This window comes from Lysinibacillus sp. FSL R7-0073 (assembly GCF_038009065.1).
GTDB classification, from domain to species: domain Bacteria; phylum Bacillota; class Bacilli; order Bacillales_A; family Planococcaceae; genus Lysinibacillus; species Lysinibacillus fusiformis.
The window spans coordinates 3,221,901-3,245,337 of sequence record NZ_JBBPAS010000001.1; the positions used below are offsets into that span (position 1 = coordinate 3,221,901).

The 23,437-nt window shown below is 35.3% G+C and carries 32 protein-coding genes and 1 pseudogene; 9 read left to right on the forward strand and 24 right to left on the reverse strand.

Features of this window, described 5'->3' with window-relative positions; all coding sequences use genetic code 11:
• Window positions 1-10: 10 nt before the first annotated feature.
• From MKY88_RS16020 to MKY88_RS16035, 4 genes are all read right to left on the reverse strand, one after another.
• Complete coding sequence (locus MKY88_RS16020) at window positions 11-439, reverse strand: GatB/YqeY domain-containing protein (RefSeq protein ID WP_069482045.1); 429 nt, start codon at window positions 437-439, stop codon at window positions 11-13.
• Window positions 440-660: 221 nt separating this feature from the next.
• Window positions 661-1,650, reverse strand: coding sequence for a zinc-dependent alcohol dehydrogenase family protein (locus tag MKY88_RS16025; RefSeq protein ID WP_328200141.1), 990 nt, complete (start codon window positions 1,648-1,650; stop codon window positions 661-663).
• A 443-nt stretch (window positions 1,651-2,093) separates the two neighbouring features.
• The gene (locus tag MKY88_RS16030; protein WP_340814131.1) at window positions 2,094-2,771 is read right to left on the reverse strand and encodes a VOC family protein; all 678 of its coding nucleotides are present in this window, start codon (window positions 2,769-2,771) and stop codon (window positions 2,094-2,096) included.
• 237 nt (window positions 2,772-3,008) lie between these two features.
• Window positions 3,009-3,773 (reverse strand): SMI1/KNR4 family protein, encoded by a 765-nt coding sequence (locus MKY88_RS16035; protein WP_340814132.1) that lies wholly within the window; start codon window positions 3,771-3,773, stop codon window positions 3,009-3,011.
• 198 nt (window positions 3,774-3,971) lie between these two features.
• Here MKY88_RS16035 and MKY88_RS16040 point away from each other — a divergent pair, with 198 nt between their 5' ends.
• From MKY88_RS16040 to MKY88_RS16050, 3 genes are all read left to right on the forward strand, one after another.
• The gene (locus MKY88_RS16040; protein WP_340814134.1) at window positions 3,972-4,526 is read left to right on the forward strand and encodes a GNAT family N-acetyltransferase; all 555 of its coding nucleotides are present in this window, start codon (window positions 3,972-3,974) and stop codon (window positions 4,524-4,526) included.
• Between the two features lie 3 nt (window positions 4,527-4,529).
• The gene (locus MKY88_RS16045; RefSeq protein WP_193832620.1) at window positions 4,530-4,982 is read left to right on the forward strand and encodes a GNAT family N-acetyltransferase; all 453 of its coding nucleotides are present in this window, start codon (window positions 4,530-4,532) and stop codon (window positions 4,980-4,982) included.
• A 233-nt stretch (window positions 4,983-5,215) separates the two neighbouring features.
• A complete protein-coding gene (locus MKY88_RS16050) occupies window positions 5,216-5,350 on the forward strand; it encodes a hypothetical protein (RefSeq protein WP_258268898.1) in 135 nt (44 codons plus the stop codon).
• Between the two features lie 78 nt (window positions 5,351-5,428).
• On the opposite strand, the gene MKY88_RS16055 is transcribed toward MKY88_RS16050, so the two are convergent.
• From MKY88_RS16055 to MKY88_RS16090, 8 genes are all read right to left on the reverse strand, one after another.
• Window positions 5,429-6,544, reverse strand: coding sequence for a M20 metallopeptidase family protein (locus MKY88_RS16055; protein ID WP_340814135.1), 1,116 nt, complete (start codon window positions 6,542-6,544; stop codon window positions 5,429-5,431).
• A 90-nt stretch (window positions 6,545-6,634) separates the two neighbouring features.
• Complete coding sequence (locus tag MKY88_RS16060; RefSeq protein ID WP_258268896.1) at window positions 6,635-8,056, reverse strand: amino acid permease; 1,422 nt, start codon at window positions 8,054-8,056, stop codon at window positions 6,635-6,637.
• 335 nt (window positions 8,057-8,391) lie between these two features.
• Window positions 8,392-9,036 (reverse strand): GntR family transcriptional regulator, encoded by a 645-nt coding sequence (locus tag MKY88_RS16065; RefSeq protein WP_340814136.1) that lies wholly within the window; start codon window positions 9,034-9,036, stop codon window positions 8,392-8,394.
• Between the two features lie 304 nt (window positions 9,037-9,340).
• The gene (locus MKY88_RS16070; RefSeq protein WP_340814138.1) at window positions 9,341-9,739 is read right to left on the reverse strand and encodes a hypothetical protein; all 399 of its coding nucleotides are present in this window, start codon (window positions 9,737-9,739) and stop codon (window positions 9,341-9,343) included.
• Complete coding sequence (locus MKY88_RS16075) at window positions 9,654-10,019, reverse strand: ABC transporter substrate-binding protein (protein ID WP_340814139.1); 366 nt, start codon at window positions 10,017-10,019, stop codon at window positions 9,654-9,656. The genes MKY88_RS16070 and MKY88_RS16075 overlap by 86 nt, the downstream gene beginning before the upstream one ends.
• A 297-nt stretch (window positions 10,020-10,316) precedes the next feature.
• A complete protein-coding gene (locus MKY88_RS16080) occupies window positions 10,317-11,309 on the reverse strand; it encodes a helix-turn-helix domain-containing protein (protein WP_340814839.1) in 993 nt (330 codons plus the stop codon).
• A gap of 19 nt (window positions 11,310-11,328) precedes the next feature.
• The gene (locus tag MKY88_RS16085; RefSeq protein WP_340814141.1) at window positions 11,329-11,886 is read right to left on the reverse strand and encodes a hypothetical protein; all 558 of its coding nucleotides are present in this window, start codon (window positions 11,884-11,886) and stop codon (window positions 11,329-11,331) included.
• A 743-nt stretch (window positions 11,887-12,629) separates the two neighbouring features.
• Window positions 12,630-12,755: a hypothetical protein gene (locus MKY88_RS16090; RefSeq protein ID WP_328204316.1), complete on the reverse strand. Its 126-nt coding sequence runs from the start codon at window positions 12,753-12,755 to the stop codon at window positions 12,630-12,632.
• A gap of 263 nt (window positions 12,756-13,018) precedes the next feature.
• On the opposite strand from MKY88_RS16090, the gene MKY88_RS16095 reads away from it, so the two are divergent.
• The 3 genes from MKY88_RS16095 (at window position 13,019) to MKY88_RS16105 (ending at window position 14,473) form a co-directional block, all read left to right on the forward strand.
• Window positions 13,019-13,204 carry a hypothetical protein gene (locus MKY88_RS16095; RefSeq protein ID WP_258268892.1) on the forward strand — a complete coding sequence of 62 codons (186 nt, stop codon included), beginning with the start codon at window positions 13,019-13,021 and terminating at the stop codon, window positions 13,202-13,204.
• A 352-nt stretch (window positions 13,205-13,556) separates the two neighbouring features.
• The gene (locus tag MKY88_RS16100; protein WP_175423129.1) at window positions 13,557-13,766 is read left to right on the forward strand and encodes a DUF3923 family protein; all 210 of its coding nucleotides are present in this window, start codon (window positions 13,557-13,559) and stop codon (window positions 13,764-13,766) included.
• Between the two features lie 479 nt (window positions 13,767-14,245).
• Complete coding sequence (locus MKY88_RS16105) at window positions 14,246-14,473, forward strand: helix-turn-helix domain-containing protein (RefSeq protein WP_328204313.1); 228 nt, start codon at window positions 14,246-14,248, stop codon at window positions 14,471-14,473.
• A gap of 81 nt (window positions 14,474-14,554) precedes the next feature.
• On the opposite strand, the gene MKY88_RS16110 is transcribed toward MKY88_RS16105, so the two are convergent.
• The 10 genes and pseudogenes from MKY88_RS16110 to MKY88_RS16150 all read right to left on the reverse strand — a co-directional run bounded on the left by MKY88_RS16110 (window position 14,555) and on the right by MKY88_RS16150 (window position 18,276).
• Entirely contained in the window at window positions 14,555-14,827 is a 273-nt protein-coding gene (locus tag MKY88_RS16110) for a hypothetical protein (RefSeq protein WP_328204311.1), read from the reverse strand.
• 423 nt (window positions 14,828-15,250) lie between these two features.
• A complete protein-coding gene (locus MKY88_RS16115; RefSeq protein WP_340814840.1) occupies window positions 15,251-15,784 on the reverse strand; it encodes an Ig-like domain-containing protein in 534 nt (177 codons plus the stop codon).
• 216 nt (window positions 15,785-16,000) lie between these two features.
• Complete coding sequence (locus tag MKY88_RS16120) at window positions 16,001-16,264, reverse strand: M15 family metallopeptidase (RefSeq protein ID WP_340814143.1); 264 nt, start codon at window positions 16,262-16,264, stop codon at window positions 16,001-16,003.
• Entirely contained in the window at window positions 16,261-16,350 is a 90-nt protein-coding gene (locus MKY88_RS24650) for a phage holin (RefSeq protein WP_372428812.1), read from the reverse strand. The genes MKY88_RS16120 and MKY88_RS24650 overlap by 4 nt, the downstream gene beginning before the upstream one ends.
• 40 nt (window positions 16,351-16,390) lie before the next feature.
• Window positions 16,391-16,522 (reverse strand): annotated as a pseudogene (locus MKY88_RS24655) (phage holin); the annotation flags it as partial.
• A 1-nt stretch (window position 16,523) separates the two neighbouring features.
• The gene (locus tag MKY88_RS16130) at window positions 16,524-16,721 is read right to left on the reverse strand and encodes a hemolysin XhlA family protein (RefSeq protein ID WP_301253904.1); all 198 of its coding nucleotides are present in this window, start codon (window positions 16,719-16,721) and stop codon (window positions 16,524-16,526) included.
• Window positions 16,722-16,858: 137 nt separating this feature from the next.
• The gene (locus MKY88_RS16135) at window positions 16,859-17,266 is read right to left on the reverse strand and encodes an STAS/SEC14 domain-containing protein (RefSeq protein ID WP_328204334.1); all 408 of its coding nucleotides are present in this window, start codon (window positions 17,264-17,266) and stop codon (window positions 16,859-16,861) included.
• 78 nt (window positions 17,267-17,344) lie between these two features.
• A complete protein-coding gene (locus MKY88_RS16140) occupies window positions 17,345-17,605 on the reverse strand; it encodes a hypothetical protein (RefSeq protein ID WP_340814146.1) in 261 nt (86 codons plus the stop codon).
• A 12-nt stretch (window positions 17,606-17,617) separates the two neighbouring features.
• Window positions 17,618-18,019, reverse strand: a complete 402-nt coding sequence (locus MKY88_RS16145; RefSeq protein ID WP_340814147.1) for a hypothetical protein — start codon at window positions 18,017-18,019, stop codon at window positions 17,618-17,620.
• Window positions 18,019-18,276: a hypothetical protein gene (locus tag MKY88_RS16150; RefSeq protein WP_340814148.1), complete on the reverse strand. Its 258-nt coding sequence runs from the start codon at window positions 18,274-18,276 to the stop codon at window positions 18,019-18,021. Before MKY88_RS16150 ends, MKY88_RS16145 begins: the two co-directional genes overlap by 1 nt.
• A gap of 460 nt (window positions 18,277-18,736) precedes the next feature.
• Here MKY88_RS16150 and MKY88_RS16155 point away from each other — a divergent pair, with 460 nt between their 5' ends.
• On the forward strand, window positions 18,737-18,856 hold the full coding sequence (locus MKY88_RS16155) for a YjcZ family sporulation protein (protein WP_328204302.1): 120 nt from the start codon (window positions 18,737-18,739) through the stop codon (window positions 18,854-18,856).
• 293 nt (window positions 18,857-19,149) lie between these two features.
• Here the strand turns inward: MKY88_RS16155 and MKY88_RS16160 are convergent, their stop codons facing one another.
• Complete coding sequence (locus tag MKY88_RS16160; RefSeq protein WP_328204300.1) at window positions 19,150-19,413, reverse strand: hypothetical protein; 264 nt, start codon at window positions 19,411-19,413, stop codon at window positions 19,150-19,152.
• A 907-nt stretch (window positions 19,414-20,320) separates the two neighbouring features.
• On the opposite strand from MKY88_RS16160, the gene MKY88_RS16165 reads away from it, so the two are divergent.
• A complete protein-coding gene (locus MKY88_RS16165; RefSeq protein WP_340814151.1) occupies window positions 20,321-21,001 on the forward strand; it encodes a site-specific integrase in 681 nt (226 codons plus the stop codon).
• Entirely contained in the window at window positions 20,974-21,501 is a 528-nt protein-coding gene (locus tag MKY88_RS16170; protein ID WP_328204296.1) for a tyrosine-type recombinase/integrase, read from the forward strand. Before MKY88_RS16165 ends, MKY88_RS16170 begins: the two co-directional genes overlap by 28 nt.
• 102 nt (window positions 21,502-21,603) lie before the next feature.
• Here MKY88_RS16170 and lepA read toward each other — a convergent pair whose 3' ends face one another.
• On the reverse strand, window positions 21,604-23,430 hold the full coding sequence (gene lepA / locus MKY88_RS16175; RefSeq protein ID WP_069482068.1) for a translation elongation factor 4: 1,827 nt from the start codon (window positions 23,428-23,430) through the stop codon (window positions 21,604-21,606).
• Window positions 23,431-23,437: the final 7 nt, after the last annotated feature.

Genomic DNA, 23,437 nt, shown 5'->3' on the forward strand with positions numbered 1-23,437 from the left:
AGGTAGAAGATTAAGCAATAATACTTTTCACAACTTTTGAAATCACTGCACCCTCAGCTTGACCAGAAAGTAATGGTTTAGCAATTTTCATAGCCTCTCCCATATTCATTCCTTTTTCAACACCAGCGGCTACTAATTTTCCAGCAATCTCCTCTTCCGATAATTGCTTTGGTAAGAATGATTTCAAGAGTACTAATTTGGCTTCTTCTTTCTCAATTAAATCTGATCGCTCAGCCTTTTGAGCACCCTCTAAAGCCTGATTTGTTTGTTTGACCTCTCGATTTACAATGGCCATTTCTTCATCAGCAGTTAAAGCCTCTCCCTTTTCTTTTTCAGCCATATCTAAAGCCGATTTTAAAAGAGATAATACACCCTTTGCCAAAATATCTTTTTCTTTCATTGCCGTTTTTAATTGATCAAATACCTCTGTTTTTAACAATACCCTCACTCCTTCAAGCCTTTATATTCCAAAAAATTATACCACAAAACTAGCCTGAAGACTTTTAATCAGATAACTTCACTTGATAATGGAGCATTCCCTTTAATTCCCCTGATAAGAAAAGAGCCCCTATTGAGCAATTTCCTCGCGCAATAAATCTTCTCCAATCTAGTCTAAAATTCAGGATGTTTGCCTAGTGATGTTAATGCGTTCTCCTTTTATTAGATTGTTAAAAAAACCTTCCCTATATTAGTATTGCTAGATTCAACAGTGTCTATGGCCTTGTGAATGTCCAATAATGGAAAGTAGGTATTTCCGTTCATCATTGTTAATGACCCATTATGTACGAGGTTTATTAAATATTGCATAAACTGTTGCCATTTTTCTGTTGTTGACTGATGTTGCCAATGTCGTAAATGAAACATCCTAGCCCGGACCTTTGTTTCCTTCACAATGTTTGCCCAATCCACCTGTACTCCTGATAAAAGACCAATGGCTAAAAAATTTCCACCAGGTTGCACACAAAATGCGAGTTGATTGCCAGCATCTCCTCCTATGGAATCAATGGCAGCATCTGCACCTCTTCCATTTGTTAATGCCATCACAGTATCATACAGGGGCATATAGGATGTATCAATGACATAGTTGGCACCAAGTTGCTGTAATACCTCTGTATGCTGACCATTTCTTGTAACCGCAATTAGCTGGAAACCTAATAATTTCGCAAATTGAGCATAAATATGTCCGATAGCTGAGCCACAAGCGTTCACTATTAAAACATCACTTGATCGTAATTTTAGAACCTCTGTACAAGTTACTAAAGCTGTAAGGGGATTAATATACATTTGTGCTGCAGTAAAATTATCCATGCCAGTTGGGATAGCTACAGCAAATTCTGCTTGGGTTTTCACCATTTCTTGCCAAGTCCCCTCTCCCCGTAGAGGTAGCACTCGCTGACCAAGAAGCTTGGACGAAACAAGCGATCCGACAGCCTCAACAATCCCAACGCCCTCATAGCCAGGTACTGTTGGTAAAGTGATTCGATGAGCATATTTCCCCCATATGGGTATAAGATCAGAAGGATTGATTGGTCTTGCTAGCATACGCACAAGAATTTCCTGTTGAGTAGGAGGTATTATGGTTTTATTTTCAACCCTTATTACCTCTTTAGGATTTCCATATTCATATATTTTAAGAGATTTTACTTTCACTATTCTTTCTAGCTCCTTTATGGATTAACTATTAAACAGAATCATTCCAAGGGCATCTGCATCACGTTCCTTAAACCCAAGCTTCTGATAAAATGATTACTTCTCTTTAGCGCAAAATAATTGAACCCACATAATATTTTCCTGCTGAAAATGCTCTAACAAGGTCTCCATCACCATTGTCCCGTCCTTTTCGCTGAAAATCCGGATGCACCATCACATCACAAATAAAGCTTTGATAGATGCCATCAGAAATAATACGCCCAAACCATTTAGACTCTCACTATCATAAATAGATGTACTGTAACAACTATTACATATTGCCTTGTATAACTGTTCATACGCTTTCATCGTTGGATTCGATTCACTTATTACATACCCTTCTTAGCATTTGAATAAATATACATTTTTTAATTATTTATTCTACTATCCATTTTAAGGTACTATCATTGTACAGTTAGATGACCTTTTTCATCCATTATTAATTGGAGAGAACCATTTATTTCTATACATATAGGGCTGACCTGCGCAATCTTATCAGAAAAATACCACGGACGGTCACTAGGTCCTACTAAAATATTGGCTCCATCTTCATAGTTGCCTAGAAAATTCAGGGACTCTTGTTGAATATTATTATTATTAATAGGCTTTATACCATATTCATTTAACTCTCTTGCTACTGCTAAAATATCATCTGTTGTTAAATTAATTTCACCAACATGTAACACTTGATCGATTGAAAAAGTGGTTGTATGGAGTTTTTGATTCACTTCCTGTCTAGAAATAAACTCCACTATATTTCCCTCTGGATCATAAAAATAACATGAATAGGCCTTTAAAAATTGAAAATAAACTTCATCCTGACCTTCTGAAAAAAGTAGGCCGACTCGTTCATTCGCCCAGTCCTTTGCTTGTTGAAATAAATTACATGGAATGTTTAAAGCAAAATGATATTGTTTTTGGATATGAGAAGAAACCTTTTCGAAGGTCATCTCACTCTCACCAACAGCTATTGTAAAATAATCCTCTGTACCTTTTACCAATACAAATCCCATTTGCTCGCAATAAAAATGCTGCATCTTTTGTACATCATGAACAACTAGTTTAACCCTCGTAATTTTCATTTAAATCCACCCCTTGCGTGTAATTAACCCTACTATACTAGGCAGGAAAGGCATTTACTTCGTGCAAAAGAATGAAGTTTTATCTAGATAACTTACAAATGCTCTCGATCTCCTTTACTAGTTGGCTGAGAAATAATCAGAAATTCTACATCCTCTTGCAAATCATTTCGCATCTGGTATGGCTGATTTGGTGGTATTTTCATGCTTCATTAATTCAATTCCTCTTTGTCAAATCTCTCATGTTAAAAACTCTGCTAAGCTTATTTTCTTTTTTTGATAATCTGCGCCAATCTGTTGCAGTTCTTTTTCTAATTGAACTGCACCCGCTTCGACGCCTCTATAAATTAATAACGGCGTCTGCTCTAAAGATTTTTTGGCTGTTGAATAATCACAGGACAATCTCTTTTTAAGCAGTAATAAAGTTTTAAGCTTATCCTTCCCATTGCCGGTAATATACATTTCATAGTAATTGTAAGAATGGTCTTCCAGCTGCTCTTCCTCTAAATTAGATGGTACAAGAACACTCTGAAGAAACGCTATGAGATTATCATAGGCCATTTCAAAATCCCAACTACCTGCACCATGATAGGCAGTGAAAATAGCCGTATCCCCTCTCGATAAATCTATACAATATGGATCTCCCTCATCGGTAGCGATGACTACATAATGTTGTGGCCAATCTGAAATGACTTCTTCTGTGACCGGATTATAATTGTAACCTTCCTGTCCTCGCACTAAATCCGTAGCCCCGAATATTTGTAGGTTTATATAGTCACCTGTATTCCATGTAATTCCTTCCACGACATAATGTTTCAAAAAGTAGATATATTCATCCGGTAATTGCCAAAGGCTGCCCATCAATCGACTACCATCATCTTCTAGTGGCTGGTGAAAAACCATCGGATATACGGCATAAAATGAAGGATCTTGTTTTTGAATCTCTAAAATAAAACTACGCATGTTCTCTATTACATCATCTATTTCCTTAAATACTTCATTCATAGGTAGTTTCCTCCTAACTGCTTTGCATTTTATCATACCCCATCATTACTCAATAAAGGAGAACATGTTATAATTTTAAAGTGCTCATCTATAATTATTTCGTACATTCGTCTGTATTCTTATGATTTTTATCTAAGCCGTCACCATACTAAAAACATAAACCAGATCTATTAAAAACAGTAAAAGGAGAAATCTCTTTTGAGAAAAATAATCATTAGACGCCCTGAGCCAGCAGATACTCCTGTACTACATAAATTCTTTTTACATGTCATTCAGGATACTTTCGCTAAAGAAGGTCTTGCCGAGCTGGTGGACGATCAACAACAGGAATGGACAACGAAAAAACAATACTTAGCTGCTGACTTTGAAAGTCAGGGCCAAAAAAGGTTTTTCTGGCTGGCTGAGGATGCCGAAACAAAAGAAATCATTGGCACCATCGAGAATGGTGAGTCAAATGAATTCATTCAAAAAACAATTACGGAAGACCTGTCAAATTGTCCAGAAATCGGGACCGTTTATGTTCATCCAAACTACCAAGGTTGTGGGATTGGAACGAGGCTTGTGAAGAAAATGCTAACAACGTTAGAAATGAAAAACATCCCTAGCTTTTGTTTAGACAGTGGCTATAAACAAGCACAACTGGTTTGGCAGAAAAAATTCGGACAGCCAAACTATGTGCTTGAACATTTTTGGGGAACAAATAATCATCATATGATTTGGAAACGCGATTTACCATTTCAACTAAAGGAGTAAAAGATGTCCTTACAAATCACACAACAATTAGATGCAAAAAACAAATCCTATGTTAATCACATGCTTTATGAATATAATGTAGAACACTTTCCAAAAGACCTACAAGGGCGCTATAAGGAAATTAATTTATTTCTAACAGATCAAGACAATCAAATTTTCGGTGGCATATTAGGGGAGGTTTGCTGGAACTGGTTAGAAATACACACATTAATGGTCGATGAAAAATTTCGTGGTCAAGGATATGGTTCAAAATTGTTAGCAGCCATTGAGGAAATTGCTTTAGAGAATAAGTGCGATTTCATTAAGGTTGACACCTTAAGCTTTCAAGCGTTAACATTTTATGAAAATCATGATTATGAAATTTATGGGACCCTCGATCAAGTAGGAAGAGATTTTAAACATTACTATTTAAAAAAGACTTTACAATATGATTTGGATGATGCTAGCCAAGATTAAATCTTTGATGATGATGAGTGAAGTTCAAAATCATTGACCATCCATCGATGTGAGCAGTCCTAAATATTTGTTATACTTTTCGATGAATGTTAGTATTGTTTATACAGATTTAGTTTTAAATAGTGAGATCGTTAAAAATATGTAAGTTTTAATAGTTTCAACAGTGACGTTGAGGCTTTTCTCTTTTCGAAATTTGTAAGTGCCTATACTTATTATGTTTGGAGGGAAATGAAATGTTAAAATTCATTGATGATTTAGCCGGTGCGGTTTTCGATGTATTTATGCTATTTTGTTATTTCTTGGCAGGCGTAATAATTGTAGGGGTCCCTATCTTTTTATTAGCTAAATTCTTTTTATTGTTTCAGTAAATATTGCAGACAAAATCAAAATGCTAAAAGGAATCGCCCGCTTTACGGTGATTCCTTTTTTTTCTTATTCATCTATGTTTATTGCTCAGCAAGCCCTTTAAACAATTCGACTCCTGTTACGATCAGGTCATCTTTAAAATCATATTCAAAGGTATGGATGTTTGGATAATCCTCTCCATTACCTATATAACAGTAAGAGCCCTTTGTCAGTTTTGTATAATGACCAAAATCCTCTGAAGCACGGAAAGCCTCCTTTAACTCGAGCATTGGTATATTTTTCTCTGCACAAACCTGACGTATTTTATTGGAGCTCTCTACGTGATTAGCCGTTTCAGGGAATTCATCCTGATATTCAAAACGAATTTTCAGCCCATATTTTTCTGCTTCTGCTTGTGCTAGATTTTCCAATTTATGCTGAAGTTTATCCATCTCTTCCTCATATAGAGCTCGGATAGTCAATCGTAATGTGCCCTTACTTGCATTGACACCAAATGCTTTCTCTCCGATATCTACTTGGACGACGGTACATAATACATTACCTTTATTCGCTGTTGAATCAATAAAGCTTGGAATGCTATCAATAATTTTTGCTATGGCAAAAGCAGGGTTTATGCCATTCTCGGGTTCACTTGCATGAGAAGGTACCCCCTCCATATAGATAGACATTCCTTTTGATGCATACTGAGCTGTTCCATTGATAACATAAACCGTATTTTCTTTGATGCCACTCATATTATGCCAGCCAAAAATCTCATCAATTTTCTTTTCTTCTATTAAGACGGCACATTCTACAGCACCATCACCAGTTTCCTCGGCATGTTGGAATAAAAAGAATATATTATTGTCAGAGCCCTTCTGATCGATTTCAAGGGCAAAGCCGCAAAGAGTTGCGGAATGTCCATCATGACCACATTTATGAGAAACACCAGGAAACTTCGAACCGTAAGAAAGTTCAATCGTCTCCTCAATCGGGAGGGCATCAAAATCAGCCCGAAAAGCAATATTTCTTTTGCCTACTTTTGAGTGATAAACGGCATAAAACCAACGCCCCTTATCTACGACTTCAAGATTTGTATGGGTTTTAAGAAACTCTATTAAATGCTGTTTCGTCCATGCTTCTTGATTTGATAATTCTGGATGCGCATGTAACTCATGTCGTAATTGTATAGCCAGCTGTAAATTATTCTTTTCCATTATTCTGTATCTCCTTTAACTCATCACAAATCTCTTAACATTCTGATTGTTTACTAGAAAAATGGATGCAACCAACGATCATGTCATTGATTATTTTATTTCTTTATCATGTATATGTGCTTCTAAAAATGGCTTATAGCTAGGATCATGGATTTTCCCTTTTTTATACAAATAAGTGCCCGCAATAAAGTACAGTATTAGCATAGGAACACCAATATAGAATGAGAATCTTGTTTCAGGACTATAAGCTGTATAAATGGCAATGGCTATTAAAGCCGCTAAACAAAGTAGCGTTGGAATTGGATAAGTACGCATTTTGAATTTTAGCTTATCGACAGACCCACCATTTTTCACTAACCACTTTCTAAATTTATAGTGGGAAAGATAGCTACCAAACCAGCCAAGTAGTGTATTAAAGCCTGCAATAGATGTTAACCAAATAAATACTTTATCTGGTGAAATAAAGTTCGTAATCAACGAAACCTGTCCAAGGAATAATGTCAAAATTACCGCATTCATTGGAATGCCTCGTTTATTGACCTTCCCTAATGCTTTTGGTGCTTTCCCTTCTTTTGATAGTGCAATCAGTGTTCTACTTAGGAAATAAACGATCGAGTTAGCTGCAGAAACCAAAGATGTTAGAATAATAATATTCATGATTGTTGCAGCTCCAGGAATGCCAGCTAAACCTAAAAGACCAGCATATCCATTACTTAGAACGCTTACATTTTGATAGGGTACAACTAAACCAATGATGGTAATAGATCCAACATAGAAAATTAAAATACGAAGGAAAATTGTATTAATGGCCCTTGGAACATTTTTCTGCGGGTTTTCTGCTTCACCTGCCGCAGAAACAACTGTCTCAACACCTAGATAGGACCAAACTACACCAGTCATCATAATAATGACCGCTGTCAGACCATTTGGAAACATTGATTCACTGTTCCAATTTGAAAATCCTATAAATCCTTGTTCTCCAATAACACCGAAAATCATTAGGACCCCAATGATAAGAAATACAATGATGGCAAGTACTTTAATACCGGCAAACCAATATTCTGCTTCCCCATAGGATTTCACATCAATTAAGTTCAAAAACAAAATAATAGCTGAAATACAAAGACAAAATATAAAGGTAGACGTACTTGGGAAAAATTGATTAAGAATCATCCCTCCCCCAACAATCTCAGCACCGAGCCCGAGGAATCCATTAATATATAAATTCCAGCCAACCATAAAACCTAGCACAGGGTGAACAAATAAACCTGAATAGGTAGTATATGCTCCTGGTATAGGCATGAAGGTTGACATTTCTCCAAGACCCTTCATTAACACAAATACTAAAATACCAATCACTAAAAATGCTATAGGACCTCCAAGAGCTCCAGCATTTGAAACAACATTTCCAGATGCAAGAAATAACCCTGTCCCAATGGTTCCACCAATTGAGATCATTGTAAGATGTCTGCGTTTTAACCCACGTTGTAAATCGTACTCTTTATTCTCCACTGTAAATCCCCCTAAATCTTTCAAATCATAGCCTTTCTACACCATTCATTACGTCTCCACATATGCCTCCGGTGTTTTTCAAGCTCACTTGAAAAGCTTCTCTAAAAACCGTCAGCATGATATTGCACAAGCACCTGCCGTAGAAAGGTTTTTTCCCCTTATTAAAGAGAGAGAAGTTTGTTGAAACAAAATAATCCCCTTTCTCCTTTGTTAAAAGACAATATATAATATTCAGTCTTTAATTCTATATATTATATATTTTATTTTATATGTCAATAAAAAAAGAATCTGTCTCATTCGAAACAGATTCTTAGTTTTTCCAATTTTTCTAGCAATTATAGCAATACTTTCTCCGCTCTTTCCATATTCCAGTGAACTTCTTTGAGGAATCTTTCTAAATCAATGGCATCTCCATTCTTGAAAAAATCAAGAATTTCCCGATGTTCATTGTTGAGCTGCGTTAACATTTCCTTTACTCGATCAGTAGAGTCATTTTCCCCTAAGTTTTTCATAAATTTTTTCTCTAATTGCAGTAAAAGTTCGATCAAACTTTTATTCGGGCATAGCTTATGATAAACACCATGAAAAGCCTCTTGCATTTTATCGTACATCCTGTAATTTTCTGTATTAATAGCTAAATCAATACTTTGAATATAAAACTCCATCTCTTTCATATCTTTTTCCGTTAAAAACGGCAATGCCAATGAAGCAGCTAATCCATCCAATGCCCCAATAATAAAATAAGTCTCTTTCGCTTCTTCCTTCGTTAAACTTTTGATGACAAATCCTTTACGTGGGATATTTTCTAGTAAACCTTCTGATGTCAGCTGAATGAGAGCTTCCCTTACTGGTGTTCTACTTACATTGAGGCTTTCACTAATATGGTTTTCATTCACCTTTTTTCCAGCCAGCAAGCTCCCATTATTAATTTGTTCCACAATATAATTATAAACATGGTCTTTTAGCGATAAATATTCCATTATGAATTCTCCAATACGTTATTTAATACAATATATTGTATGTATAAATTGATTTTAATATATACCCTATTTTTTCTCAATTAATTCTTTTCTTATCAATGGAAAAAGTACTAATTAACACAGAACATCCTAATAGAGGTAAAAAGAAAAAGACCACCCTTTAGGGTAGTGATCCTTTAAGATTGGAACTATTTATATTGTTTTTCAGTCAGCATTTTCACCACTTCTTTAATTTGCAGTTCTAATGTGATTGGGTCATTGCCCCAGAACAACTCTGGGTCAAGCTTGAACACTCGGTCATTCTTCACAGCGTCAAGTGATTTCCAAAGTCCTTGGCTCTCCCCCATACCTCTGAGATTAAATCACCTTGATCGATGAAAATATAGACGCCGGCATATTCAGGAATGACTTCATACGAAACTTGACGATAAGCCGCCTCTTTCCCTATCATTTCTTTCGCCTGTTTCGCAGGTGGCTTTAGTTGAAGATGCTTATAAATAGCTTCTCCGCCTCTATAGCCTCCGTCACTATAAAACCCTTTATCTACTACAAAAACGCCCATCAGCGTAAAAGTATCATCGGGTTTAATTATATTTGCAAGCTGTGCGCGTGCTTCCTCAGCTGTGTGATCTAATTTGCTTAATCCATTTTTCCCCTTCATCCTTTTTGTCCAAAGCATCGCCCAATAGACGCATAGTTTCATAAATATCTCCTGTTGAGCTATAAGGAATTGCAAGAGTTGGTGCAATCTTCTCATATTGCTGAAGGATTGCTTCATCACTCACCCAAGTAATGATTAAATCTGGTTTCAGTTGTACGATGGTCTCTAATGATCTCTCTCCAGTTGTTTCAATTCCATCAACCTGATCCTGGATTACTTTGTTCTCCAAATCCCATTGTGTAGAACCGATCGGCTTGACACCTAGTACAAGTAACTCTGGTAAATAACCGTCTGTCACAAGACGCTTTGGATGACTTGGCATTTCCAAATACCCACGTTATGTTTTAATAATCTTTGTTGCTGATTCCGACGTTTCGGCTGTAGAAGATCCTGATTTGTATTGGATTTAGTGCTGTCATTGGCATTGCCACATGCCGTAAGTATGGTGATTAAAGCAAGAAATAATATCGATATTAACAACTTAAGTAAGTACAAGATTGCACCTCCTTATTTGATAATGATAATCATTCGTGATGATATATTCATTATAGAGACAGTCTTGTACAAGAACAATGCCTTTAAATTGGATGTTTTATAGGGGAAATTGTTGGATTTAGTTTTATTTAATTAACAATTTTACCATTACATCCAGCTGAAGCTCCATTGAGAAACCATCATCAAACCAAAATTCATTGAGCTTCAGTAGATGTAATTGGCAGCCTTGCTCATACACTAATTGTTGCCAAATGGAACGCTGCATAAGCTGAGCACGGAAAGATTCCGTATCATCCGTTAGCACAATCAAAAACATATGACTAGCCGCATATACAGGCAAATCCTGCTCTGTCACTTTAAGATGCCTACCAGTTTGAAGTATCTCCTGTTCAATGGTTTGAGGAGCTCGTAGCCCTAATAATTCAAATAGAGTGTAGGCGGAGCACACTGATAGAAAAGGGATTAGCCATAAATTATCATGACTTAATTCAAAGATTCCAGCTGTTGTATCTGACTCTAAAAATGGTTGAATGACTTTTCTTGCTTCTTGAGCGGACTGTTGTAGTTTTGCAATCCACTCCTCAGCCTGTTGTGTACGCCCTAGTAGTGTTCCAAGCAGTCTTACCTCTTCTAGCTTGTCCAACTGCCCCCAAGGGATTGTTAAAACAGGGGCAAATTGTTCGAGTGTTTTTATTATATCAGGATAATTATAAAAATGAGTTGGTGCCACAATTAACTCTGGTTCGAGCTGGCGTATCTCTTCGAGTTGATCAAAGGACTCTATTTCCACAATGGTCGGCAATCGTTTATGCAATAGCTTAGAAGATTGAAGCAGCTCTCGTGTAGTAGCGAGGGGTTGAATGCCCAATGCTACTAATGCCCCAAGAAATTGTATACTAACTATACGATGAGAATGCCTCCTCTTACGGAAACTGCTAGGTGAAATATGAACATATTTAGTAAAGGTTTTCCCCAAATATGAACCGTCTGCGAATCCTGTTTTCAACGCAATATCCTGCAATTTGTCATTTGTCCCCAGTAGCAGAAGCTTTGCTTGGTCTACCCGAATTTGATTCACATACTCAGCAAAGCTCCACCCTGTTTCCTTCTTAAACAGCGAGGAGAAATAGCTTTCGTTAAAACCAGCATATCAGCCATAAAAGAACAGCCTGTTGAATCGCTTGATCGTTCGTCACAAAACTGTTATCAATACTCTTTCTTTCAAAAATGGTATCGAGTAATTCGTGCAGAAGCAAATGGAGCTTAGGGGTTGTATTCAGGTTTTGCGTTCGCTGGAACTGTTCCAGCAAATTTTTAAGCAAACCTTCTGCATACCGAGGAAATTCCATGATCTGCCCATGTGCAGGCAAATGCGTTAAATCAATCACATATAATAGCTCATCCTTCTCCCGTTTTGCCAACCGGTAACTATTAAATGAGATGCTGTAAACAGGTGCAAAGTCCTCCCTATCGCTTGGAACTAGATAGATATCCTGCTCTTGGTGTAAAAGCAAGACAAATTGCCCTTTACCTATTCGATAAATACCTTTCTCTGCTCGAATAGATACGGGCTGTGTCGGAATGATAGCCATAGGAAATGGACCTGCCAGCACAACAGGGCTAATCGTTCCCTCGTCTGCTAGAAGCATTGTGTCCAAAAGCTCATATGTCAGCATTTCATTAGATTCCCCCATCTTATTTTTCAAAACAATCTTCTATATGAAATATGTACAGTGTTGTCAGACAGCAAGTGTGACCCAATCAATGAGGCCAAACCAACTAAACTGTAATCTACCATAAATAAAACAAATCCAAAAGGGGTACAAAGCCAATTAAATGGGCTCATTTACAGTTTCTCGCCCATATATTTTAATTGATCTTGCTATTCATTTTATAAGAAGAAAATTGCGTTAGCTTATAAAAGCTTTGCTTCAATAATCACCTCAAAAAAGCCCAAGTTCCGTCCTAAAATGATCTATCTTTTATGATGGCCATTCATTTTCACTTCCATTACTAGTAATAAAATTTGAGGCAATCACTCCAGCGTCAGGATTCCTCCTTTTTGAATGTTCTACATAAAGAAAATGAATATTTTATCTTTGTATAAGTGTACTTGTCCATGGATTTTTCGACCTTCTGCGACCTCCTGAAAAGAAGTGTTCATATTCATTTACTATACATGAAGTTCACACGCTAGAATTATCTAATTTCTACACATACACAAAAACAACAGAATAAATTAATATGGCAGGAATTACGTAAGAGGAAATTCCCATTAAACTCCATTTGTCTTCATCAAGTGACCAAAGAAAAATAAATAAAGTTATCATAGTAATCCCAAAAGCGCTCATAATAATATTTAATAAACCAATAATCCCCATCCTCTTTTCTATCCTTTACATTACATCTAGTATATTCTTTAACCATTTAGACCATGCTAACCGCCTTCCATCATATTTGAAGCATCATTTACAATAGCGTTCCAGCCAATTTTGACAAGTGTCTCTTGCCAATTAATGAATAATGTCAGTGCTTCAATGGATATACATACCCATTCACTCAACTTCGTGCTACTATCTATTTTTATAACAAAAAAGTATTTGTCCTTTAAGGCAATATTAATACAAAAGAATAACTGCCTATCACGATGCAGCCTATAATAAACATACTATTTTCCGAGTGAGTCTATTTTTTTTAGAGTGTAAGTAATACTTGCTAAATAAATGACGTTCAATTCAATATTATAAAACGCTTGTTGAAAAAATTTGAAATAAACGAGGGATATTTAATTGAATACGTTAAATAATATCTTTAGGAGGTGTCAAAATGAAAAGAGATAAAAAAAATACAGAATTTGCAACAGATGAGCCAACAAAACAATCATTTTCTAAGGGAGCAGATCCAAGCAATATTAAAGAATCTAATGGGCGTAAGGGATATACTGAACTCCCTCACCCAGATAAAGAAGACCTTATTATTGATGAAAAAAAAGGTAAGTCCACTTCATTATAATTTAAGACTATTTAACGTTTTATCTATTCAGACCGCTCATTTGAAGTGGTCTTTTTTTACATTCGTTTATAGTTTTATTAATCTCAAAGGAACCTAATAATAACAACAGACATTGACATAGAAAGCGCCATAACAGATTGCTTTACACCTGTCTTCGTTCAAACCTTCCTTACTTCTTAACTCTGAGCATACGTTTATCAATTAGGTAGTCAGTTTTTTGCATTTAATTAGTCAATCAGCCTTAAGACTGAGACATATAACAGCCTACCGTACGTTTCCACTTATATGTAAAATTGATATAGTTAATCCACTAAAGAAAACTACAAGAATAAAGAGGGTGTTTATTTTGAAAATGAAAATATGGTGGGCTGCAAATAGTGTATGGATATTAGTTTTTGGCGCTCTTGCATTTTTTGTTGGCGCAAGAAATATTGATGGGGCTGGTGTAGTACAAACACCTGAAATTAAAATGGTAACCTACGCCATTTTGGGCATTGCATTTATAGTTGTGGTACTAGTTCAATTAATTTTTCTTTATTTTGTTAGAAAAACTAACAATTAAAATTCAATTGTAAGGCCATCTTGATTCAACTTTGATCTTTGTTATTTTTGTAAGCCACTTAAATTCAGCAGATGATATTCTTAAAGCATTCAAGATGCTGGTTTAAGTACAACTGAACCGCGAGACAATAGCCATAATTGCGTTAAACTTGAATGTACTAAATTAATTACTACAGAAGATTTTAGTATTTATGAATGGCCAAGTGTTGAGAAAGCCCAAGAAGTTAGTGCTAAGAAATTCGGAGATGCTCAGGTTGGTTCAATTATTATAAGAATGAATAATGAAGAACTTGATATACAAAAATATATAGATGCAATGAATAAGGTGGTAAATAAATAGTTTTTGGTCACTCAAACGAGTGGCTTTTTATTATTAATTAGAAATCTACAAACAAAATTTTGTTTACATCAACAAATATATAGTTTATATTAAAGGCAGTTACGTTGAAGATATTTAAAAATCGATTTGGAGATGATTATATGTATACGTTAAAAGATGTAATGAGTGTTCAAGAAGCCGCTGAAAGATGGAGTATAAGTATCGATACTATACATAGTAGAATCCGTACTATTACCAAGGATAATACGAAATTTGAAGGTGCAGTTGAGGCAGGATTAATCAAAAAATCATGCAGAACATGGATATTAACTACCCCATTAATGAAAATGTGGTTTGGTGCTGAAAAAGATATGAATAACATTGAATAAATGAAAAATAACCAGGTACTCAATTGAGCGCCTGGTCTTTATCTGTTTTTGTACAAGACATTTACAGAATAACACTTCATCCTATACAACTTCTGAACAAGAGTCCTTCACCTGTACAAACCGCGCGGAGCGATTTTTTCCTTGATTTAATATTATATTTATATTAGTAGCCATATGGACGGTAGTATGGTTGGCGGTAGTATGGTTGGCGGTAGTATGGTGGATAGAACGGAAAGAATGGAAAGAATGGGTAATATGGGTATTGATAACGGGGACGTCTTCTACGACGTCTTCCATAACTGTCATAATCATATTCGTAGTCATCATCGTATCTGTCTCTGTCATATTGATCATAATAATCGCGCATATTTTTTCCTCCTATCGATTTCGCTATAGGTTATGCTAAATTAGAATTGAAGACTATATATTTGCCTATATTTAACATTATCCATCTTGATCAGCCCTTTTAACAAGTTGTTCTTTCATCATCCAACACCTCTCAACAGGAACATTCGTTTGTATTATTTCAAATGAACGTTTGCATTTTGACAAGTATTAATTTGTGGAAATAAAAAAACAGGTACTCAATAAATAATGAGCACCTGTTAAGTGTTTGAATAAACCAGCAAAATTCAATAAATATTATTTATAATTATCAACTGTAAAACTAACAATTTTGTCATACATAAAATACTCTGTTCTTGAAACAATATTTCCAGTCGTTACATTTAATTTAAATTTATAATATGGTTTCCCTTGTCCGACTTCACGACCATCTCACCAATTCATAAACTGATCAATTTCTGATAAAGATAAATCATACTCATGAATATCTTTATTAGTCACAGTAAGTCTTAAAATTGCTCTAGTACCAATTTCTCCAGTTTCTGTTTCTTTTACTGTAACCTCAGCTGTTGCTGTTAAGTTACTTCCATCAGTAGTCTCTACAGTAATTGTTACTTTACCAGCTTTCTTCCCTATTACATTGCCATTATCATCCACTGAAGCAATCTCTGAATCGCTGCTTGTCCATATAACGTTTTTGTTTATTGCATTCTCTGGTTCAATTGTTGCTACTAAAGTTTCACTAGAACCTATTGTTAGTTCAAGTGTTTCTTTGTTTAGTTTTAATGATTCAACAATTCCTTCTGTATCTGGGTGAATAAGTATACCATTAGCATCAATGTCTATTGCATCTAAATTTATACCTTTCGTATAACCTTCTGCTATACGGATTATTACCTTATGTCTTTTATTTTCTAAACCTGTTACTTCAGCTATTAACGTCTGATTTTGTGTTGGCCCATGTATATTCTACTTTTTCAGCGTAATAATTACTTGTGTTCCATTTACGCACGATAATTCGAACTTTATCTCCTGTGAAATCAAATAATACAGGTTTATCATTTGCGGATGTATAAGAATAGCTACCGTTATACGGAGCACCATCTTTTGTGGTTTCGTATCCTTTTTTTATAATAGCTTGATGAGAATCGTCGTATCTTTTCCAACCAATCTCCGGTTCCTTTAATTGTTCTCCGGACCAACAGCAATACCCCAAGCTAGTCGTGACTTATGGTTACTGTCTAGTGTCCAAGTAACAATCTGCCCTGGTCTATTTCTCCCCTGTGCATAAAGGTACTTCTGTCGTTCTTGAGAGCGATATGTTTCAGTAATAAAGACGTTCTTAATACCTGCTTTAAAGCACTCTTGGAATAACAATCGACAGGCTGCTTGTGCAGTTGGTAATAGTTCAGAAATCTCTCGGCAGGTTGTTGTAATGCTTGTCATTTCACATCACCCTTTGGCTTGTCATAATTCAATGCTTGCTCGCTGTCTGAAGTACCTTTGGTAGTCGGGTCGATAAATAATACCAAGCAAGCCTAAAATGCTTAATACAGTCTCTGAAATGGCTGTAATTTGTGCATTGTAAATCGTAATATCGACATTAAAAATCCCCGCTGTTTGATTAGCGAGCACTAGTAGTAATGCGATTAATGGCACCCAAAATTGTTTATGTTGTATACGTACTTTCCAGTTAATTTTCATCTTACATCAATCCTCCTTTAATAATAAAAGCCACCATTGCACCAACTAGACCACCAATTAGTAATCTCAATATCCATGTTGTATTATCTTTTATGCCACCAATGTCTTCTCGAATTTCCTTAATATTCGATTCAGCTACAGCTAGACGCGTTTTTACATCGGTCATATCAGTTTCTAATCTTTCAATTCGTTGATCCATGTCAACACCTTACAAATAAAAATAACACTGCTCGGTACAGTGCATAGCTTAGTTCTTGTTGTATAAAAATAGCCCTCCACAGTATAGTGGAAGGTGAAATACTGTTATTAAAACATTCATCAATTATTAAAAGATTCTTATTTTGAATACTCGACCAACCATTTGAAAGCCAGTCCGTAATTATCGAAAAATTCAACAGACTCTTTTGTGTTGGATTGCTTTAAGTGGTTCATTATCTCTCCTTCTTCAAGGAGAAACGCAATTGCTTTGCTGTGTTTTAGAATGGTATTATTAAAAAACTTATCTTTCCATTCTTTCTGGACAGAAAAATGGTCTGGAAAATATCCTTTTCTATCAACCAACAATTTGTACTTTCGACCTTCAGAAATAAATTGCTGACACACCTTTTCAAAACCTTTAAACCAATCATCAACATCTTCAATTTTTATGTGACCTATTAGGTGAGTAACTATTATATCTCCTGAAACTTCGGTGTTGACGTTTTTTTCTATCAACTTAGAATCATCTCCCTTAGTTTCTATTATCCGTTAAAGCTCTATAAAATCAAATACTTACCATCTAATATTTAGACAATAAAAATAACGCTAAGCTTCTGCTTGCGTTTACTGTTCATTCATTACAGTTAGTAACCCTGTATATTCTGTATTTAATAATGTTTGTGCCTGCATTTCTTCAACTGTTGGTGTTGATTCAATTGATGTTGGTTCAGGTGGTGTAAATTCACCTGCGTCTCTATTGTAAATAATATCCAGTTCAACATCTAAATCATTAATTAAAATCATATGGTCAGCGATTACCTCACCGCTTAAAGAACTTATACTCATTACAACACTTTCGTCATTTATTTGTGCATATCTAAACATTTACCCACCACCTTAATAAAATTCAATAACTTGCCAAGAGTATTGACCATCGGTACCACCATACATTGTCATCTGATTAGCTGTTAATGCTGTCATTCTATTTATACCAGATTGATATGCTGGACTATCAATGAGAACCATACATTTACTAGGATTCACCATTGCAATCGTTATATAATATACCGATCCACTATCACCGTATGCTTCATCTCTTTGAACGCTCTTTACCACTCTCCCAGTAATTAACGTATTTAAGTTTGCAAGTAACCAATTTAACTTTGCATGAACTACTCCGCTTAAATTATCACTCGTTGGGGTAGCTGGTACTCCTAAATTCGCTGTAGTGATTACACTTAAATCTTGAAACACCTTTTCAATCTGTTCGTAAGTAGATAAATTTATTGGTGGCAGCATTACACATCCTCCTCATAAATGAATGATACACAGTTCAAAACTGGATACCGTTGTAATCCATAACTATAAATCTTATTGGCGGAACTATCCAGATACTTGTGAGGCATACTAGCATTCTTATAATCCTTTATCATGATAAATAAGTTCCCTGCTGCATCTTCACTCAATTTTCCTTTTACCGTTTCAAACCATGCATCAAAGCCGTTTTTACGTCCTTCCAACCTGTGTAATAAAGCTGTTCTTCTGCTTGTCTCCATGCTAGAAAATCTTGCTCCTGTGCATCAATCCAGTTCTCTAGTGCTGTTGTTACTTCTGTTTGCCATGTTAAAAATTCAGCAGCCTTTGTAACTGAATAATCAGTAAACCACTGTTGATATTGATTAAAAACAGTTGTTGTATCGACTTGATAAATCGGATCTATGCATATAACCCCATGTTAATCCTTACTTTGATTGGGTCCATTGTTCATCCCTTCACTTTTTTGGGGAATTTCTATTTGATTATTTACATACAATGGATTCGGAATAGCAAACTCTGACCTCGCCCATCGTTTTTTTTCTAGTTGCTATCCCTCATTTTAAACATAATAAAAAGCTATACCCTATTGTTGGATACAACTTAGTTAGTCCGTTAATTTTGTTCTTGATGATGACAGTTATCGCAACTCCTTTTGAAAATCATACATATAATAAAATTATAGAAAGGAGGTACATTATTATGTCCCAAAACTATGGCAATAACGGTGGTTACGGTAATGGTTCAGGATTTGCACTCATTGTTGTACTATTCATTCTTTTAATAATTGTTGGAGCTGCTTTCCTGTATAATTCATATTAATTTATAATGAATCAAAGATATTGATCCGTACCGTAAAAACAAAATCCTCCAATGCTGATTTTTAACTAATCCTTACACCTCTATTCTTTAGGGTCACTTCCCCAAGGTGATCCTTTTAATAATTCCCTCCACAATTCATAGTTCTACTTGCAAAGTCCATCTGATACATCCATCGGACTTCATGGCATAATAAAAAGCCACATCCATTAGGACATGACTTAAAATCTATATTTTATTTATAAAACTTCAATAGCACTTTTACACATAGGACATACATGAACTATGTGTTTTATTCAGGTGTTGATTGTCTCGATGGTTTCACCGTTATCACAAATAAGAAGCTTAGCTTTAAACTCTATACTTGTTGATAGTTTCTGCAACTTACTTAATTCGATAGCCAACTTTTCTATTTCAACCAATCCTTCACTTTGCAATTCAGTAATGTCCAGCTCAAGTTGTTTTAATGACTGTTGAATTAATTCTATATTCTCCTTATATTTTCCTAAAACATTTTCAGTATCCAATATCTCACCCTGATTGTTTGAGTTTTTAATCATTTGATCGACTCTTCCTTTCTCTCTATAAAGTCATCTTTACGGTGTGGTCTTTGACACACGAGATATTAATAAAAATCTTAGGAAGTGGTATGAAACCATCTCATAAATCGTATTTAATTAGCACTATTATAAAGTGGTTTAACTTATTTAACAATTTAATTTTATTCATAGTTAATTGCATAATAAAAAGTCATGCATAAACTGCACAACTTTAATAATTTGTAAATAGGTTCTATAATTTAATTACAACTTAACATTACATTAAGTTAGGTTTAGAATAGTATATTCATATTTTGCAGTAACTAACTTTCCAATCCCTTTTCTATAAGGCTCCTTAAAACCTCCGATTGGCTTGATCCATTTTCAATTAAATTTCCTATTTCACTCCAAACATCTTCAGAAAGAGTTAATGAAACTTTTTTAGTTATCCCAAACGCTTTGCGCCCAGCACCTTTTCTTTTACCACCACGTTGATTTTGGTTACTCTTTTCAATGGTAGTTTGAATCGAGTTACCTTTTTCTTTTATAACAACTTCGTTTTGATTTTGGTTACCTTTTTAGAGACTTATTCCCATTTCAAAAATAATAGAAGCATATAAATTACACATAGTAAATCGCTACGAACTTGCAGACTTCCTCAATGTTACAGAGGAGTTTTTAGATGCTGCCTTGGAATGGTACAAGAGTAAATACGGATTATGTGTATCTATCGATATTTTCACAGTTTGCTTTGAACCCTTGGGCGTCATCGAAATGTTTGAATGGCTTGATACACCAATTTCAATTTATGGCTCATGAATTAACATTATATATTTTTTACCCCGAAACAGAACATACTTACTTAAAAGGTGGTGATTACTATGTGAGATTAACTAAAAAACCACTAAATACGAGAGGAGATTGTATTATGAAAGGCGGAGTTCGTAAGCGTGGTAATAGGTGGTATTACTATTTTGATTTAGGTATGGTTGATGGCAAACGAAAAAAGATAGAACGTCCAGCTGAAGGTGCTCAAACTAAAGCTGAAGCAGAATCTGTATTAAGAAGAAAAACATTAGAGTATGAAAATACAGGTACTGTATTTAAACCATCAGAAATGACCTTACATGATTTTCTTATGTTCTGGCAAATCGAATATGTACAATTACGTTTAAAACCAAATACACAGGAAAACTATCGTATTACGATTAAAAATCATATTTTACCACACATTGGTAAATATAAATTGAAATCTCTTACACCACATGTTTTACAAAAATTCATGAATTTAAAAGTACGGGAGGGGCTTGCTAGACAAACAATCAGTATTATACAAGGAATACTCAACAAATCATTGAAGCAAGCTGTTTATCCTTATAAGTATATAAACGAAAATCTAATGCACTATGTTGAGTTATTAAAAGAAAAGGACCGTAAGTCAACTAAAGATGATTTAAAAATACAATCAAAAGAAAATTTAAGACTCTTGAATGAAAAAGTAAATGAGGATCATCCATTCTATTTACCATTTCATATAGGATTTCATTGTGGAGTTCGAGTCGGAGAATTATGTGGACTTGAATGGAAGCATATAAACTCCATGAAATGACAGTAGGAATTGAACAGCAATTAATTAATAAAAAGATTACAGATGAAAATGGAAAAGAATATTTTAAATGGGTTGTCGCTACACCAAAATCTAAATCCGGATATCGTACTATTCCAGTTGGGAGAACTTTAATGGAGATATTAAAGAAAACGAAAAAGAAACAAATTGAAAATCGATTAAAGTATGGAGAATTTTATCTTCAAGACCCTGATCATGATTTTATTTGTAAAAAAGAAAATGGAGAACATTACACCCCTGCCGTTATAAAGTATCAAACAAGAGAATTAATAAGAAAAAAATTAGGCATCGATTTCAATTACCATTCTTTACGTCATACTCATGCAACGATGTTAATTGAAAGTGGACAGCCAATAAAAACCGTCCAAAAAAGATTAGGACATAGCAGATCAGCAATTACTGAAGACCGCTATGTCCATTTAACACAGAAGATGGCAAGAGATGCCGCGGATATTTTCGATTCCATCGCTAAAGACTTATAAATTGCTGGCACAATTTTAATGCGGTGGAAAATCGGTGGCAATCTCCACCCAACTGATAAAAAATTATTTAATTAAAACCTTATAAACGCTGCTATTTCAACCTTACTTCGTATCATCCATCTTCAGTACAGCCATGAATGCCTCTTGTGGGACTTCGACTGAACCTACTTGTTTCATACGTTTTTTACCTTCTTTTTGTTTATCAAGAAGCTTTCGTTTACGTGAGATATCCCCACCGTAACATTTCGCTAAAACGTTTTTACGGATAGCTTTTATTGTTGAACGAGCCACAATTTTTTGGCCAACTGCTGCTTGAATTGGAACTTCAAATTGTTGACGTGGGATTAATTCTTTTAATTTTTCAACGATAATTTTACCGCGATCATAGGCAAAGTCACGGTGTACGATAAAGCTTAGTGCATCGACTTGCTCACCATTTAGTAAAATATCCATTTTCACTAATTTTGATTGCTGGTAACCGATTAATTCATAGTCAAATGATGCATAGCCTTTTGTATTTGATTTCAAATAATCAAAGAAATCATATACAATTTCTGATAAAGGCATTTCATAAATAATACTTACACGAGTTGTATCAATATAATCCATTGTCATGAAATTACCGCGCTTCATTTGACATAGCTCCATGACCGCTCCTACATAATCATTTGGTACCATAATTGTAGCTTTCACATATGGCTCCTCTACACGATCAATTTTTTGTGGATCTGGCATAAAGGAAGGATTGTCTACTTTGATGGAAGAGCCATCTGTCATATGGACTTCGTAAATTACCGAAGGCGCTGTTGTAATTAGGTCAATATTAAATTCACGTTCAATTCGCTCCTGAATAATCTCCATATGTAGTAATCCTAAGAATCCACAACGGAAACCAAAACCAAGTGCTTGAGATGTCTCAGGCTCATACTGTAGAGCCGAGTCATTCAACTCTAATTTTTCTAAAGCCTCACGTAAATCATTGTATTTGGCTGTATCGATAGGGTATAAACCACAGTATACCATTGGGTTTAAACGACGGTATCCTGCTAGTGGTTCAGTAGCAGGACGGTTTGCATAGGTTACTGTATCCCCTACGCGTGTGTCCCCTACATTTTTAATAGATGCCGTTAAATAGCCTACATCCCCAACCGTTAATTCAGTTTGTGGCACAACTTTTGGTGTATGTACCCCAACTTCAATGACTTCAAATTCCGCTCCTGTTGCCATCATGCGGATTTTATCTCCAGGCTTTACAGTCCCGTTAATAACACGAATTGAGATGATAACACCTTTATAGGCATCATAAATTGAGTCAAAGATTAAGGCTTGTAGAGGTGCATCTGGGTCACCTGTTGGTGCTGGTACCTTTTCAACGATTTGCTCTAAAATATCCTCAATCCCAATTCCTGCCTTAGCAGAAGCTAATACTGCTTCAGATGCATCTAACCCGATGACATCCTCCACTTCTTGACGTACGCGTTCAGGATCTGCTGCTGGTAAATCAATTTTATTAATAACAGGTAAAATTTCTAGATCATTATCAAGAGCTAAATAAACATTTGCAAGTGTTTGCGCTTCAATACCTTGGGCAGCATCCACTACTAAAATGGCGCCCTCACAAGCAGCTAAACTACGGGAAACCTCATATGTGAAATCGACATGTCCTGGTGTGTCGATTAAATGAAATGTATATACTTCACCGTTTTTTGCTTCGTACTTTAATTGAACTGCATTTAATTTAATCGTAATGCCTCGCTCACGCTCTAAATCCATTGAGTCGAGGAGCTGTGCTTTCATTTCACGGGATGTTAATGATTTTGTTTGCTCTAAAATACGGTCAGCAAGCGTTGATTTCCCGTGGTCAATATGTGCAATAATAGAGAAATTTCGTATATTCTCTTGTCGTTTTAAACGTGCTTCTCGGTTCATCTTTTCC